We start from the raw sequence: 14,203 nt of genomic DNA, 5'->3' as shown, positions 1-14,203 counted from the left end.
TCTCGTTTTAGAATGCGAAAAATGCTGCTCGACGACCTCGACCGGCACCTCACGGATTCGACCCGAACCACCTATCAAGGGCGGATTCGCCAACCGCGAAGCTCAACATACGGAGACAGAGCATGGCCGCGACACCCAACGTAACGCTGCAGACGGACCCGGACACGATCGAGACGCAGGAATGGCTGGACGCCCTCCAGGCCGTCGTCGCCAATGAAGGCCAGGACCGCGCGCATTTCCTGATCGAGAAGCTGATCGAAGCCGGCCGCGAAGAAGGGATCGACATCCCCTATTCGGCGACGACCCAGTACATCAACACCATCCCCGCCAGCCAGCAGCCGAAGTACCCGGGCAACCCGGACATGGAGATCAAGCTCCATTCGTACATCCGCTGGAATGCGATGGCGATGGTGGTGCGTGCGAACAAACACACGAACGTTGGCGGCCACATCGCCTCCTTCGCGTCGGCGGCAGCGCTCTATGACGTGGGTTTCTCGCATTTCTGGCGCGCCCCGAGCGCAGAGCACGGCGGCGACCTGATCTTCTTCCAGGGCCACTCGGTCCCGGGCGTCTATGCGCGCGCCTTCATGCTCGGTCGCCTGAGCGAAGAGCAGATGGACAACTTCCGCCAGGAAGTCGACGGCAAGGGCATCTCGTCCTATCCGCACCCCTGGCTGATGCCGGACTTCTGGCAGTTCCCGACGGTGTCGATGGGCCTCGGCCCCCTGTGCGCGATCTACGCCGCGCGCTTCATGAAGTACATGGACAGCCGTGACATGGCCAAGGCGCAGGACCGGAAGGTCTGGGCCTTCCTCGGCGACGGCGAGACCGACGAGGTCGAATCGCTGGGCGCAATCGGCATGGCCGCGCGTGAAAAGCTCGACAACCTGGTCTTCGTCATCAACTGCAATCTGCAGCGCCTGGACGGCCCGGTGCGCGGCAACGGCAAGATCATCCAGGAACTGGAAGCCGAGTTCCGCGGCGCCGGCTGGAACGTCATCAAGCTGATCTGGGGTACGCACTGGGATGCCCTGCTCGCCCGCGACACCAAGGGGCTGCTGAAGAAGCGCATGATGGAATGCGTCGACGGCGAGTACCAGACCTTCAAGGCGAAGAACGGCGCCTACGTGCGCGAGCACTTCTTCAACACGCCGGAACTGAAGGCGATGGTCGCCGACTGGACCGACGACGAGGTCTGGCACCTGAACCGCGGCGGCCACGATCTGTTCAAGATCTTCTCGGCCTACAAGGCCGCCGTCGAGCACAAGGGCGCCCCGACGCTGATCCTCGCCAAGACCGTCAAGGGCTTCGGCATGGGCCAGGCCGGCGAGGCGATGAACATCTCGCACCAGCAGAAGAAGCTCGATGAAGAGGGGATCCGCCGCTTCCGCGACCGCTTCGGCATCCCCGTGCCGGACGACAAGCTCGCCGAGCTGCCCTACCTGAAGTTCGCCGAGGATTCGCCCGAGTACAAGTACATGATGGAGCGGCGCATGTCGCTCGGCGGCTTCCTGCCGCAGCGCCGCCGCACGGCCGATCCGCTCGCCGTGCCCGCGCTCGAAAACTTCGCCGCGCTGCTGAAGGCTTCGGGCGAAGGCCGCGAGCTGTCGACGACGATGGCGGTCGTGCGCATCATGAACACGCTGCTCAAGGACAAGCAGATCGGCCGCCACATCGTGCCGATCGTCCCGGACGAGTCGCGCACCTTCGGCATGGAAGGCATGTTCCGCCAGTACGGCATCTGGAACCAGCAAGGCCAGAACTACGTTCCGGAAGACCATGACCAGCTGATGTTCTACAAGGAATCGAAGACCGGCCAGGTGCTGCAGGAAGGCATCAACGAAGCCGGTGCGATGGCCGACTGGATCGCCGCCGGCACCGCCTACTCGGTGCATGGCGTGCAGATGGTGCCGTTCTACATCTTCTATTCGATGTTCGGCCTGCAGCGCACGATGGACCTGTGCTGGGCGGCTGCGGACCAGCGTACCCGCGGCTTCCTGATCGGCGGCACCGCCGGCCGCACGACGCTGAACGGCGAAGGCCTGCAGCACGAGGACGGCCACAGCCTCGTGATGGCCAACATGATCCCGAACTGCGTCAGCTATGACCCGACCTTCCAGTACGAAGTCGCCGTCATCGTGCAGGACGGCATGCGCCGCATGTTCGCCGAACAGCAGGACGTGTACTACTACATCACGGTGATGAACGAGAACTACGAGCATCCCGAGATGCCTGCCGGCGAAGGGTCTGACACTGCGGCCGACATCATCAAGGGCATGTACGCGTTCCGTAAGGGCGCCGAAGGCAAGCTGCGCGTGCAGCTGCTGGGTTCCGGCACGATCTTCCGCGAAGTCATCGCCGCGGCCGACCTGTTGAAGAACGACTGGGGCGTCGAAGCCGACATCTGGGGCTGCCCGAGCTTCAACCAGTTGGCCCGCGACGGTCAGGACGCCGAGCGCTGGAACATGCTGCACCCGATGGAGGCGCCGCGCCTGTCGCACGTCGAGAAGTGCCTGAAGGACACCACCGGCCCGGTGATCGCCGCGACCGACTACATCCGCATGTTCTCGGAGCAGATCCGTCCCTTCGTCAAGCGCACCTACACGACGCTCGGCACCGACGGTTTCGGCCGCTCGGACACCCGCGAGAAGCTGCGCCACTTCTTCGAAGTCGACCGCCACTGGGTCACCGTTGCCGCCCTGAAGTCGCTCGCCGACGACGGCCTCATCCCGCGCGACAAGGTTGCCGCAGCCCTGCTGAAGTACAACCTCGATCCCGCCAAGCCCAACCCGATGAGCGTCTAAGAGAGCGAGGGAGACAAGAACATGAGCCAAATCATTGAAGTGAAGGTCCCGGACATCGGCGATTTCGATTCCGTCCCGGTCATCGAGCTGTTCGTAAAGGTCGGCGACACCATCAAGATCGATGACGCGATCGCGACCCTGGAATCGGACAAGGCGACGATGGATGTGCCCTCCTCGGCCGCCGGCGTGGTCAGGGAAGTGCTGGTCGCCCTCGGCGACAAGGTCGGCGAAGGCAGCGTGCTGATCAAGGTCGAGACGGCCAACGGCGCAGCCGCCGAAGCGCCTGCCCCCGCGGCTGCTCCGGCTCCTGCCGCAGCACCGGCACCGGCTGCTGCACCCGCTGCTGCGCCCGCCGCAGCGCAGGCTGCCTCCGGCCCGATCGAAGTCACGGTCCCGGACATCGGCGACTTCACCGACGTACCGGTCATCGAGCTCTTCGTGAAGGTGGGTGACACGATCAAGGTCGATGACGCGATCGCGACCCTCGAATCGGACAAGGCGACGATGGACGTGCCGTCCTCGGCCGCCGGCGTCGTCAAGGAAGTGAAGGTCAAGCTCGGCGACAAAGTGTCGATGGGCAGCGTGCTGATCGTCGTCGAAGGTGCGGGCGCCGCTCCAGCCGCCGCAGCAGCCCCGGCCGCCCCATCGGCCCCTGCCGCAGCCGGAACCACCGCCGTTCAAGCTACTCCCGCCGCTTCGACTGCCGCCTTCAGCCAGTCGGCGCTCTCCGCCCCGGCCGTTGCCGTTGCGCCGTCCGCCGTCACCCTCGGCGGCAAGGTGCACGCAAGCCCGTCGGTTCGTGCCTACTCACGTGAGCTCGGCGTCGATCTCGCGCAGGTCAAGGCCACCGGTCCAAAGGGCCGCATCCTCAAGGAAGACGTCATCGCCTTCGTGAAGGGCGCGATGCAGACCGGCGTCGTCCCGGGCAAGGCCGCTCCGGCCGCCGCCGGCGCCAGCCTCGGTGGTGGCCTCGATCTGCTGCCCTGGCCGAAGGTCGATTTCTCCAAGTTCGGCGAGATCGAAACCAAGCCGCTGTCGCGCATCAAGAAGATCTCCGGCCAGAACCTCGCCCGCAACTGGGTCATGATCCCGGCCGTGACCTATCACGAAGACGCCGACATCACCGACCTCGAAGCCTTCCGCGTTCTGATGAACAAGGAGAACGAGAAGTCGGGCAAGAAGCTCACGATGCTCGCCTTCATCATCAAGGCCTCGGTGCGCGCGCTGCAGGAATTCCCCGAGTTCAACACTTCGCTCGATGCGAGTGGTGGTGAACTGAGCCTGGTCTACAAGAAGTACTTCAACATCGCCTTCGCGGCGGACACCCCCAACGGCCTGGTCGTGCCGGTGGTGAAGAACGCCGACAAGAAGAGCGTGTTCGAGATCGCCGCGGAAACCGGCGAACTCGCGAAGAAGGCCCGCGACGGCAAGCTCGGCCCTGCCGACATGTCGGGCGCGTGCTTCACGATCTCCTCGCTGGGCGGCATCGGCGGCACCTACTTCGCACCGATCGTCAATGCGCCGGAAGTCGCCATCCTTGGCGTCAACAAGTCGGTGATGAAGCCGGTGTGGGACGGCAAGCAGTTCGTGCCGCGCCTGACGCTGCCGATGTCGCTCACGGCCGACCACCGCGTCATCGACGGCGCGCTGGCGACCCGCTTCAACGTCTATCTCGCGCAACTGCTGGCCGACTTCCGTCGGGTCATGCTGTAAGGAGGCCGCGCCATGAGCCAAGTTGAAGTCAAGGTTCCGGATATCGGCGATTTCGATTCCGTCCCGGTGATCGAGCTGTTCGTGAAGATCGGCGACACGATCAAGGTCGACGACGCGATCTGCACGCTCGAATCGGACAAGGCGACGATGGACGTACCGTCCTCGGCCGCAGGCGTCGTCACCGAAGTGCTGGTGAAGGTCGGCGACAAGGTCGGCGAAGGCGCCGTGCTGCTGAAGGTGGAAGCTGCAGCTGCGGCCGCTGCGGCAGCCCCCGCTGCCGCGCCGGCTCCGGCTGCTGCGCCTGTGGCGGCCCCGGCCGCCGCGAGCCACGCCGGTGGTGCCGACATCGAGTGCGACATGCTCGTGCTTGGCGCCGGCCCCGGCGGCTACTCGGCCGCGTTCCGCTCGGCCGACCTCGGTCTCAAGACCGTCATCGTCGAGCGCTACGCGACGCTGGGCGGTGTGTGCCTGAACGTCGGCTGCATCCCGTCGAAGGCGCTGCTGCACGTCGCCGCCGTGATGGACGAAGCCGAGCACATGTCGGCCGCGGGCATCACCTTCGCGAAGCCGACCGTCGATATCGACGCGCTGCGTGCCCACAAGGACAAGGTTGTCGGCAAGCTCACCGGCGGTCTCGCCGGCATGGCCAAGGGCCGCAAGGTCGACGTCGTGCGCGGATACGGCAGCTTCCTCGACCCGAACCACGTCGAAGTCGAAGTCACGACCGGCGACGGTCAGGACAAGACCGGCGAGAAGAAGGTCATCAAGTTCAAGCAGTGCATCATTGCCGCCGGTTCGGCCGCAGTGCACCTGCCCTTCATCCCGCGCGACCCGCGCATCGTCGACTCCACCGGCGCACTGGAACTCCGCCAGGTGCCGGCGAAGATGCTGGTCATCGGCGGCGGCATCATCGGCCTCGAGATGGCGACCGTGTATTCGACCCTCGGCACCCGTGTCGACGTCGTCGAAATGCTCGACGCCCTGATGCAGGGCCCGGACCGCGACGCCGTGAAGGTGTGGGAGAAGCAGAACGCCCACCGCTTCGACAGCATCATGCTCAAGACCAAAACCGTCGCCGTCGAGGCGAAGGACGACGGCCTGTGGGTCACCTTCGAAGGCGAGAAGGCTCCGGGCGGACCGCAGCGCTACGACATGATCCTGCAGGCCGCCGGCCGCAGCCCCAACGGCAAGAAGATCGGTGCCGAGAAGGCCGGCGTCGTCGTCACCGACCGCGGCTTCATCCCGGTCGACGCGCAGATGCGCACCAACGTGCCGAACATCTTCGCCATCGGCGACATCGTCGGCAACCCGATGCTCGCGCACAAGGCCGTGCATGAAGCGCACGTGGCCGCCGAAGTCGCGGCCGGCGAGAAGTCGGCGTTCGACGCCACCGTGATCCCGGGCGTCGCCTACACCCATCCGGAAGTGGCCTGGGTCGGCTACACGGAAGAACAGGCGAAGAAGGAAGGCCGCAAGGTCGAGACCGCGAAGTTCCCGTGGGCCGCTTCGGGCCGCGCGATCGCCAACGGTGCCGACTATGGCTTCACCAAGCTGATCTTCGACGCCGAAACGCATCGCGTGATCGGCGGTGCGATCGTCGGCCCCTCGGCCGGCGACATGATCGGCGAGGTGTGCCTCGCCATCGAGATGGGCGCGGACGCGGTGGATATCGGCAAGACCATCCACCCGCACCCGACCCTGGGCGAAACCGTCGGCATGGCCGCGGAAGTCGCGCACGGCAGCTGCACCGACGTGCCGCCGCCGCGCAAGAAGTAAGCACGGCAGGACCGCGATCAGGGGGCGCTTCGGCGCCCCTTTTTCATTGTGATCACCCAGCCCGCCTCCGACACGCGAACACCGAACCCCGAGCTTGCGGCCGAATCCGAATACTGTATATACTTACAGCACTCGATCAACACGGCCCCGCAGAGGGCTTTCTTTCCGACGGAGACCGACATGGAACAGTGGATCAATCGCCTTCTGATGGGTTGCGGCGGCACCTCCGGCCTGATGCTCGGCACCGGCCACGTCGTCGAAGCCACCACCCTCGCTGCGGCAACAATCTTCGCGGTCGCCATGCTCCGCATGCGCGCCCGCCTGACCGACGACTGCTGAACCTCCCCCTGGCGGGATGAAGCCCGCCCAGCACCCTGAATGTCCGGCCGCCAGCCGGAACCCCGATCGCGAGCTTACCCCGACCTCCTCGTGCAGGAATTCGCGCCACAGCGCCATCGCGCTCCGACCCGGACGAATTCGTCCGGGTTAATATATCCGGCCCCTACCGTTCCCCATCTGGCCGGCCGTCCCATGCCCCCCACCCTGCCGTCGGAAATCGCCCGCGAAGTCCTGCGCCTCATCGCAGCCCGTCGCCTTCCGCCGACACCCGAGAACTTCACCGCGCTTTACCACGAAGTCGCAGGGACGCCCCCCGCGTCGGCGCATGCAGAAGCCCGCCTCCTTGCCGCGTTCGCCCGCCAGCTTCCGCGCGACACAGCCGAACGGGCCCGCTTCGCACGCGCGCTCGACCAGGCGCTCGCCGAGGGGAACACGGACAAGGCGCGGCAGGCTTTCGGCCTATACCTGGCAAGCCTCAAGTCCGACCAGGAGCCCGCCTGGAACGAGCTCATTGCCACCCTCCTCAGGCAATGGGAAACGCGCCAGATCGGCTGGACCATTGCGCGAAAGCGCGAATCGCTCGAGCGCGTGCTCGCCGCAAACGACCCAAAAACGCTCTTCACCCGCCTGCGCGGACTCGTCGACGCGTGGTCGAGGTTGCCGGCAAGCCCCGAGGCGCCGTCCGAAATGGCTTTCCCCTCGCCCCAGCCCAATGCCGCAGCCCCCCTGACGCCCCCGACCGGCGTGTCCGGCGCGGCCCCCGCACCCCGCCTTGTTGCCCCCGGCGAAGCGGGCGAACTCCTCGCCGCCCTGCGCGAGGCGCTCCAACTGGTGCTGGAAACCGTCCTGCCGCCCCTTCTGGTCGAACAGCCCGAGCTCGCCCAGGAAGTCGCTGCGTTCACCGGCGCCGCACGTACCAGCAGCACCGTCTCAGACTTCGCCTCGCTGTCCACCCGTCTGCGGAAATTCGGCTACCGCCTCGAACTCGTCGCGGGCGACCGCGCCGAAATCCACACCGGGGTCCTCAATCTCCTGCGCTTGCTGCTCGAGAACATCGACCAGATCGTCGTCGACGACACCTGGCTGCAGGGGCAGATCGACGTTCTGCGCGAGCTCGTCGGCAAACCCGTCAACGTCCGCCACATCGACGACGCGGAGCGCCGCCTGCGCGAGGTCATCTACAAGCAGAGCCAGCTCAAGCACAACCACTCCGAAGCCCAGCGCTCGCTGAAGGAAATGCTTGCCGGCTTCATCGACCATCTCGCCGACTTTGCCGCCTCCACCGGTGCCTACCACGACCGCATCGGCAGCTGCGCCGACCGCATTTCCGCAGCCAATGACATCGGCGAGATCGGCGGGGTGCTGCTCGAAGTCATGCACGAAACCCGCGCGATGCGCGACGAAGCAGCCCGCTCACGCGACGAGCTGCAGGCCACGCGCGAGCGAGTGCGCGACGCCGAAGCGAAGATGGACGAGTTGCAGCACCAGCTCGACGAAGCCAGCCGCCTGATGCGCCACGACCAGCTCACCGGCATGCTCAACCGTCGCGGGCTGGAAGAAGCCTTCGACAAGGAAGCCGCCCGCGCCCGCCGCCACCACAGCCCGCTGAGCCTCGCCCTGCTGGACCTTGACAACTTCAAGCAGCTCAACGACAGCTTCGGCCACCGCACCGGCGACGAAGCCCTGGTCCACCTCGCCACCATCATCCGGCAAAGCCTCCGGCCGCAGGACACCATCTCCCGCCACGGCGGCGAAGAGTTCATCCTCCTCTACCCGGACACCACGCTCGAACAGGCCCAGGCCGCCTTGGTACGCCTGCAACGCGAACTCACGCGCAATTTCTTCCTCACGCACGACCGCAAGGTGCTCATCACCTTCAGTGCCGGCGTCACCGAGTGGAAGCCTGACGACACGGTGGACAGCACCATCCAGCGCGCGGACGAGGCCATGTACCGAGCGAAGCAGGCGGGCAAGAACAAGGTCGTCGCACATCCCGTCGTCTGAACCGGACGCGCCTCCGCAAGGGCGCCGGCACCCAAGAGTGATGCGCGAGCGGGCCATGCGTGGGCCCTCACAAGCCCCTCGACAAATCTCCTTGCAAATTCCCTAAAGATTTTTCCGGGCCCTCCGTTAATGGATTCAACGGCACACAAAACGCCCGCGCAGATGCAAACAGGGCATGAAGCCGGGATAACCGAAGTCAATTCTCGCTAGGAGAAATATCATGGCACTCACGATCAACACCAACGTTCCGTCCCTCAACGCACAACGGAATCTAACGACATCACAAAGCTCGTTGGCCACCTCGCTGCAGCGCCTTTCCTCCGGTCTGCGCGTCAATAGCGCCAAAGATGACGCCGCGGGTCTCGCAATTTCGGAACGGATGAACGCACAAGTCCGTGGTCTGAACCAGGCCGCGCGCAATGCCAACGACGGTATCTCCCTGGCCCAGACCGCCGAAGGCGCGCTGGGACAGATCGGAGACAATCTTCAGCGCATGCGGGAATTGTCGGTCCAAGCTGCAAACGGGTCGCTGTCGGCAGACGATCGTTCGGCTCTGCAGAGCGAGGTCACGCAGCTCAAGAATGAAATCAACCGAGTCGCGAACCAGACATCCTTCAACGGAACGGCGCTGTTGGATGGCACCAGCGGTGGCTTTACGTTCCAAGTCGGTGCAAATGCGAACCAGACGATCGCGATCAACTCGCTCGGTGACTCTCGTTCGACGGCACTCGGATCATCCACTTATGCGGAAGCAACAGGAGCTGCGGTAGCGCCGGCCGGAACAGATGACTTGAGCGCTGCTGCGGGTGCAACGGCTGGCACGTCGTTGGAGGTGGGCGGTTTCACCTTGAATGGCATCACAATTTCCGGCACAGATATGTCGGTTGGGGACAATACCTCCGTTACGACCACTGAGTACAAGGAATGGATGTCACGGACGGTCGACGCAATTAACGTCAAGGCGTCTGAATCAGGCGTAACAGCGCAACTCGACGATGACGGCGCAGGGAATCTCTCGATCAGCTTGTTCGGCACCGACACTGTCGCGTTCGCGGCTGGTACCAACGACGGAGTTGCGCTAGGCATCGACGGTGTAGATGGAACTACAATAGCCACGGGTCTTGCCGCTGCGAGCGTCGGCTTCGATAGCATTGATGTAGGTTCGGTCGCCGGAGCAAACAAGGCACTGACTATGCTGGATGGCGCAATCGACGCAGTCAATACGATGCGTGCTGACTTGGGCGCAGTGCAAAACCGGTTTGCCTCCACCATTGCTAACCTGCAAACCAGTTCTGAAAATCTGTCGGCGGCGCGCGGGCGAATCATGGACGCCGACTTCGCTTCCGAGACCGCTAATTTGTCGCGCACGCAGATCCTGCAGCAGGCCGGCACTGCAATGCTCGCCCAAGCGAACTCGCTGCCGCAAAACGTGCTGAGCCTGCTCCGCGGCTAAGCGCAAAGTAACAAATGGAGCTAATCGGCGCGGGGCTCGCAAGGGTTCCGCGCCTTTTACCAATGGGGACGAGGTATCATCATGAGCATCCAAAGCATCTCACCGGCGACTCTCGGCCTGGGACCACGCTTGTCCGATACCGCGCAATCTGCTCCTCCGGTCCCCGAAAGCCAAGCCGGCCGGCTTGACGGCACATCGGCCGTTTCGCTGCAGCGTCCGCCACAGCTTAGCGGAACGCCGTCCGATCCTTCGCAGGTTCAGCAAGCGCTGGATGAGGTGCGGAAAGCGCTCGCACCGGTGGCGCAGAATTTGCTTTTTTCCTTAGATGACGATACTGGCCGCACGGTCATCAAAATCATCGACAGCAGTACCGACGAGGTCATCAAGCAAATCCCGTCCGAGGAGATCCTCGCGATCTCGAAGGCCCTGGACAAGTTGCAAGGGTTGCTTGTCAAGCAACAGGCATAGAGGAGGCAGTCATGGCGCTAACGGCAAACGGAATCGGTTCGGGCCTCGACATCAACGGTCTGGTCTCCCAATTGATGACCGTGGAACGCCAGCCGCTGTCCACCCTAGCCCGGAAGGAAGCCACTTTCCAGGCAAAGCTTTCAGCTTTCGGGCAGATGAAGAGCGCGCTCTCCACTTTTCAGACGGCGGTCGACGCGCTCGCTGATTCGGCAAAATTCTCCACCACCAAGTCAACCGTCGCGCCCGACGCCGGATACACGGCGAGTTCCACGACGACGGCCGGCGCCGGATCGTACGCGATACAGGTCACCAACCTGGCCACTGTGCAACGGACGGCGACTAGCCAAAGCTCGACCTTCACACCCAGCGCGGGAACCCTCTCCGTTGTCATGGGTGCGCAGACCAAGACCATCGAATTCGCGGGCGGCAGCATCGAAGACCTGCGCAATGCGATCAATGGCGCCGACCTCGGCATTTCCGCGAACGTCATCGACAACGGCACGGTCAAGCAACTCGTTTTTTCGAGCAAGGACACCGGAACGACCAGTGCATTCACGGTAAGCGGTGTGGGCCTTGAGGGTGCCGGACTCTACCAGGTGCAGGCAGCGGAGGACGCCACCCTCACGATCGACGGCATCGCGATCAAGCGAAGCAGCAACATCATTTCCGACGCGATCGAGGGCGTAACCCTGACCCTGACCAAGGAAACAGCCGCTGCCGCGAGCCTGACGGTGGCACAGGACACGAGCGGCGCGCGCAGCGGGATTGATGCCTTCGTCAAGGCGTACAACGATCTCACGAAGGTCATGAAGGACCTGACGGCCTTCAATGCCGAAACACGAAAGGCGTCGACGCTCACCGGCGACTCTACCGCACGGTCGATCCAAGGACAGTTGCGAAGCGCCATTGGGGGCGCCCTGACGGGTCTGGGCGTAACGACGCGGCTGTCGGAAATTGGAGTTTCGTTCAAGGCTGACGGTACGCTTGCCGTAGACAGTACCAAGCTCGATGCTGCCTTCGCGGATCCCGCGAAAGGCGTCGCCGCCTTCTTTACCGGCAACGACAGCATCAAGGGTTTCGCGAAGTCGCTTTCGAAAACCCTGGACGGCTTTTTGAGCAGCGACGGACTCATCGCGGGGCGTACGGATGGCATCAACGACTCGGTAAAGTCGCTCGGGAGACAACGTGAAGCTCTGACTCTCCGCATCGAGTTGGTCGAGAAACGCTACCGTGCCCAATTCACCGCACTAGACTCAGCGATTTCGAGCATGACTCAAACCAGCAATTATCTAACGCAGCAACTTGCGAATTTGCCGAAGATCGGCGAGTAAACGGGAGCAAAAATGTTTGGCTCATTCCCCAATCGAGCTTCAGCTTACGCACAAGTCGGCGTCGAAACGGGTGTCAGCACCGCGGACCCGCACAAGCTTATCCTGATGCTCTTCGATGGCGCGCTGCTCTCCATCGGCACCGCCTCCGCTGCAATGGAAAATCAGGAAATCCCGGCGAAGGGCCAGGCGATCTCCAAGGCAATCGAGATTATCCTCAACGGACTCAAGGCGAGCCTCGATCTGAACGCAGGCGGCGAACTCGCCGCGCGGCTGTCTGCCCTGTACGACTACATGAGCGAACGCCTGGTTTACGCCAATCTGCACAACAGCCGTCCCGCCCTGGACGAAGTCCACGGACTGCTCGAAAGCCTGCGCGAGGCCTGGGCCGGCATCGCGCCGGGCACGCCGGCAGCTACCGCGGCTGCCTGAGGAGACCACCATGTCGTCGCTCGCCCTGTACGAATCGATGAGTACCGTGTCGGCGGCGATGATCGACGCGGCACGGGCAAACGACTGGGATCGCCTCGTGACGCTGGAACGCGAGATGGCCGCGTTGCGCGACGAGATCATGCGCGCCGCGGGTGCGTCGCAGGAGCCCCTCGGCGCTGCGGAGGCGGCACGCAAGGCGGAGCTGATCGCCGCCATGCTCGAGAACGACGTCGAAATCCGCCAACACGTCGACCCCTGGCTCGCCAGCGTGCGCAAGCTGCTGTCGGGCGCAGCACGCGACCGTGCGGTACGCACCGCCTACGGCGCCTTCGGCCCCTGAGGATCTGACCGGCCTCCGGACGGTCTGACGACACAGGAGCGCATACGATGATCCCCTCCGATCTCGCCGCCCGCCTGCGTCTGATCACGGAGGCGAGCCTCTTCGACAGCGAGCCGCCGATCAATGGCACGTCGCGCGTGCGCGAGATCCAGGCTCGCCTTCCCGAGCTTCTGCCCGGCGAGCGCTTCGTCGCGACGATCGACCGCCGGCTGCCCGATGGCACCTTCAAGGCCATCGTCGGCGGACGTGATTACACGCTCGCGCTCAACCACTCGGCGAATACCGGCGACACGCTGGAACTGGTCGTCACTCAAAGCACGCCCAAGGCGGTGTTCGCCCAGCTCGCCGAGCCGATGCTCACGGGCAATGAAGGCGCTCGCCCGACGCTCAGCGCCGCAGGGCGGCTGATCGGATTCCTGCTCACGGGACAACCGGCTCCGCAGCCGGCCTCACTCGCGGCCGGAAAACCCATCATTGCGGCGCCACCGACCAACAATGCCGCCGCGACACTCGCCCCGGCCCTGCAGCAGGCGCTGTCCCAGAGCGGCCTGTTCTACGAATCCCACCAGCTGCAATGGCTCTCCGGCAGGCTCTCGACCTCGGCGCTGTTGCAGGAGCCTCAGGGCGAGCATTTGCGGCGGACGGCGCCTCAGCCTGCCGGCCCGGCCGATGCCGCCGCCCTCGCTCATTCGCCAGTCCCGCTGCGGGCCGGCACCGAAATGGCGGCGAACGCGCCGGCACAAGGGGCGGGCGCGACGGCGGTGGCAGCGAACGAATCCGACGCCGCAAGCGGCACGAATCCGGCACAGGCTCCGGGCATGCGCACAGCCACCCTTCCCGAGCGGCTCGTGCCGGTCGTCTATCAGCAACTCGACGCGATGGCGACACAGAACTACGTCTGGCAGGGACAGATTTGGCCGGGACAGACGATGGAATGGGAAATCGAGGATCCGCAGCGCGACCGCGAACCGGGTTCGGACGAGCCGCCGACGGAGTGGAAGTCCACCTTGCGGCTGAGCCTGCCACGGCTCGGCGGAGTGGAAGCGCACCTGATCCTGACACCGGCGGGGGTCGCGTTGCGCCTGATGGCCGACGACGACGCCACGGTGGAGGCGCTCGCGAATGCGCGGGCGGAACTCGACAGCGCCCTCGAAGCGGCCAACGTTCCGCTGACGGGTTTCGTTGCGGAGCGCCGCGATGGCGAAGCCTGAGCACGATGGGGGGCCGCGCGGCGAGGCCGTCGCACTCGCCTACAGCAAGGGGGACGCCGCGCCGCGCGTGGTCGCCAAGGGGCGCGGACTGATCGCCCGCGAGATCATCGAACGCGCGCGCGAAGCCGGCGTCTTCGTGCACGAATCCCCCGAACTGGTCGGCCTACTGATGCAGGTCGATCTCGACGCACGCATCCCGCCCGAGCTTTATGTCGCCGTGGCCGAATTGCTCGCGTGGATCTACCGTGTCGAACAGACCGTGCCCGGCACGCAGGCACGGCCGCTGGCCGGAGCAGCCCGCCCTTAGTCGTGCTATAAACGCTGTTTTGCCCCGA

12 protein-coding genes are annotated in these 14,203 nt (G+C 64.7%); all 12 read left to right on the top strand.

All coding sequences use genetic code 11. The features are described 5' to 3' along the window. The first annotated feature begins 122 nt into the window (after positions 1-122). Positions 123-2,804, top strand: coding sequence for a pyruvate dehydrogenase (acetyl-transferring), homodimeric type (gene aceE, locus ToN1_RS19660; protein ID WP_169208396.1), 2,682 nt, complete (start codon positions 123-125; stop codon positions 2,802-2,804). A gap of 21 nt (positions 2,805-2,825) precedes the next feature. Beyond that, the gene (gene aceF, locus ToN1_RS19655) at positions 2,826-4,517 is read left to right on the top strand and encodes a dihydrolipoyllysine-residue acetyltransferase (RefSeq protein ID WP_169208397.1); all 1,692 of its coding nucleotides are present in this window, start codon (positions 2,826-2,828) and stop codon (positions 4,515-4,517) included. Positions 4,518-4,529: 12 nt separating this feature from the next. Further along, the gene (lpdA, locus tag ToN1_RS19650) at positions 4,530-6,293 is read left to right on the top strand and encodes a dihydrolipoyl dehydrogenase (protein ID WP_210147870.1); all 1,764 of its coding nucleotides are present in this window, start codon (positions 4,530-4,532) and stop codon (positions 6,291-6,293) included. 180 nt (positions 6,294-6,473) lie between these two features. Next, complete coding sequence (locus tag ToN1_RS19645) at positions 6,474-6,632, top strand: hypothetical protein (protein WP_169208959.1); 159 nt, start codon at positions 6,474-6,476, stop codon at positions 6,630-6,632. A gap of 192 nt (positions 6,633-6,824) precedes the next feature. Continuing rightward, the gene (locus tag ToN1_RS19640) at positions 6,825-8,636 is read left to right on the top strand and encodes a GGDEF domain-containing protein (RefSeq protein ID WP_210147869.1); all 1,812 of its coding nucleotides are present in this window, start codon (positions 6,825-6,827) and stop codon (positions 8,634-8,636) included. Between the two features lie 220 nt (positions 8,637-8,856). Continuing rightward, positions 8,857-10,089 carry a flagellin gene (locus ToN1_RS19635; RefSeq protein WP_169208651.1) on the top strand — a complete coding sequence of 411 codons (1,233 nt, stop codon included), beginning with the start codon at positions 8,857-8,859 and terminating at the stop codon, positions 10,087-10,089. Positions 10,090-10,170: 81 nt separating this feature from the next. After that, the gene (locus ToN1_RS19630) at positions 10,171-10,557 is read left to right on the top strand and encodes a flagellar protein FlaG (RefSeq protein ID WP_169208652.1); all 387 of its coding nucleotides are present in this window, start codon (positions 10,171-10,173) and stop codon (positions 10,555-10,557) included. Positions 10,558-10,568: 11 nt separating this feature from the next. Beyond that, the gene (gene fliD, locus ToN1_RS19625; protein WP_169208653.1) at positions 10,569-11,888 is read left to right on the top strand and encodes a flagellar filament capping protein FliD; all 1,320 of its coding nucleotides are present in this window, start codon (positions 10,569-10,571) and stop codon (positions 11,886-11,888) included. A gap of 12 nt (positions 11,889-11,900) precedes the next feature. Continuing rightward, positions 11,901-12,317, top strand: coding sequence for a flagellar export chaperone FliS (fliS, locus tag ToN1_RS19620; protein ID WP_169208654.1), 417 nt, complete (start codon positions 11,901-11,903; stop codon positions 12,315-12,317). A gap of 10 nt (positions 12,318-12,327) precedes the next feature. Next, positions 12,328-12,657 carry a flagellar protein FliT gene (locus tag ToN1_RS19615; protein ID WP_244860832.1) on the top strand — a complete coding sequence of 110 codons (330 nt, stop codon included), beginning with the start codon at positions 12,328-12,330 and terminating at the stop codon, positions 12,655-12,657. A gap of 47 nt (positions 12,658-12,704) precedes the next feature. Beyond that, positions 12,705-13,868 (top strand): flagellar hook-length control protein FliK, encoded by a 1,164-nt coding sequence (gene fliK, locus ToN1_RS19610; RefSeq protein WP_169208655.1) that lies wholly within the window; start codon positions 12,705-12,707, stop codon positions 13,866-13,868. After that, positions 13,855-14,175 (top strand): EscU/YscU/HrcU family type III secretion system export apparatus switch protein, encoded by a 321-nt coding sequence (locus ToN1_RS19605; protein WP_169208656.1) that lies wholly within the window; start codon positions 13,855-13,857, stop codon positions 14,173-14,175. The genes fliK and ToN1_RS19605 overlap by 14 nt, the downstream gene beginning before the upstream one ends. The last annotated feature ends 28 nt before the right edge of the window (positions 14,176-14,203 follow it).

It is taken from the genome of Aromatoleum petrolei, assembly GCF_017894385.1.
In the GTDB taxonomy this organism is placed as follows: domain Bacteria; phylum Pseudomonadota; class Gammaproteobacteria; order Burkholderiales; family Rhodocyclaceae; genus Aromatoleum; species Aromatoleum petrolei.
The sequence above is the reverse complement of the archived record's forward strand: the minus strand, read 5'-3'. Positions and strand labels throughout refer to the sequence as shown.

Coding starts and splice junctions, on each gene's coding strand:
- ToN1_RS19640 (WP_210147869.1), top strand. CDS start 6,825: ATGCCCCCCACCCTGCCGTCGGAAATCGCCCGCGAAGTCCTGCGCCTC.
- ToN1_RS19635 (WP_169208651.1), top strand. CDS start 8,857: ATGGCACTCACGATCAACACCAACGTTCCGTCCCTCAACGCACAACGG.
- fliK (WP_169208655.1), top strand. CDS start 12,705: ATGATCCCCTCCGATCTCGCCGCCCGCCTGCGTCTGATCACGGAGGCG.
- fliD (WP_169208653.1), top strand. CDS start 10,569: ATGGCGCTAACGGCAAACGGAATCGGTTCGGGCCTCGACATCAACGGT.
- lpdA (WP_210147870.1), top strand. CDS start 4,530: ATGAGCCAAGTTGAAGTCAAGGTTCCGGATATCGGCGATTTCGATTCC.
- ToN1_RS19605 (WP_169208656.1), top strand. CDS start 13,855: ATGGCGAAGCCTGAGCACGATGGGGGGCCGCGCGGCGAGGCCGTCGCA.
- ToN1_RS19615 (WP_244860832.1), top strand. CDS start 12,328: ATGTCGTCGCTCGCCCTGTACGAATCGATGAGTACCGTGTCGGCGGCG.
- fliS (WP_169208654.1), top strand. CDS start 11,901: ATGTTTGGCTCATTCCCCAATCGAGCTTCAGCTTACGCACAAGTCGGC.
- ToN1_RS19645 (WP_169208959.1), top strand. CDS start 6,474: ATGGAACAGTGGATCAATCGCCTTCTGATGGGTTGCGGCGGCACCTCC.
- aceF (WP_169208397.1), top strand. CDS start 2,826: ATGAGCCAAATCATTGAAGTGAAGGTCCCGGACATCGGCGATTTCGAT.
- ToN1_RS19630 (WP_169208652.1), top strand. CDS start 10,171: ATGAGCATCCAAAGCATCTCACCGGCGACTCTCGGCCTGGGACCACGC.
- aceE (WP_169208396.1), top strand. CDS start 123: ATGGCCGCGACACCCAACGTAACGCTGCAGACGGACCCGGACACGATC.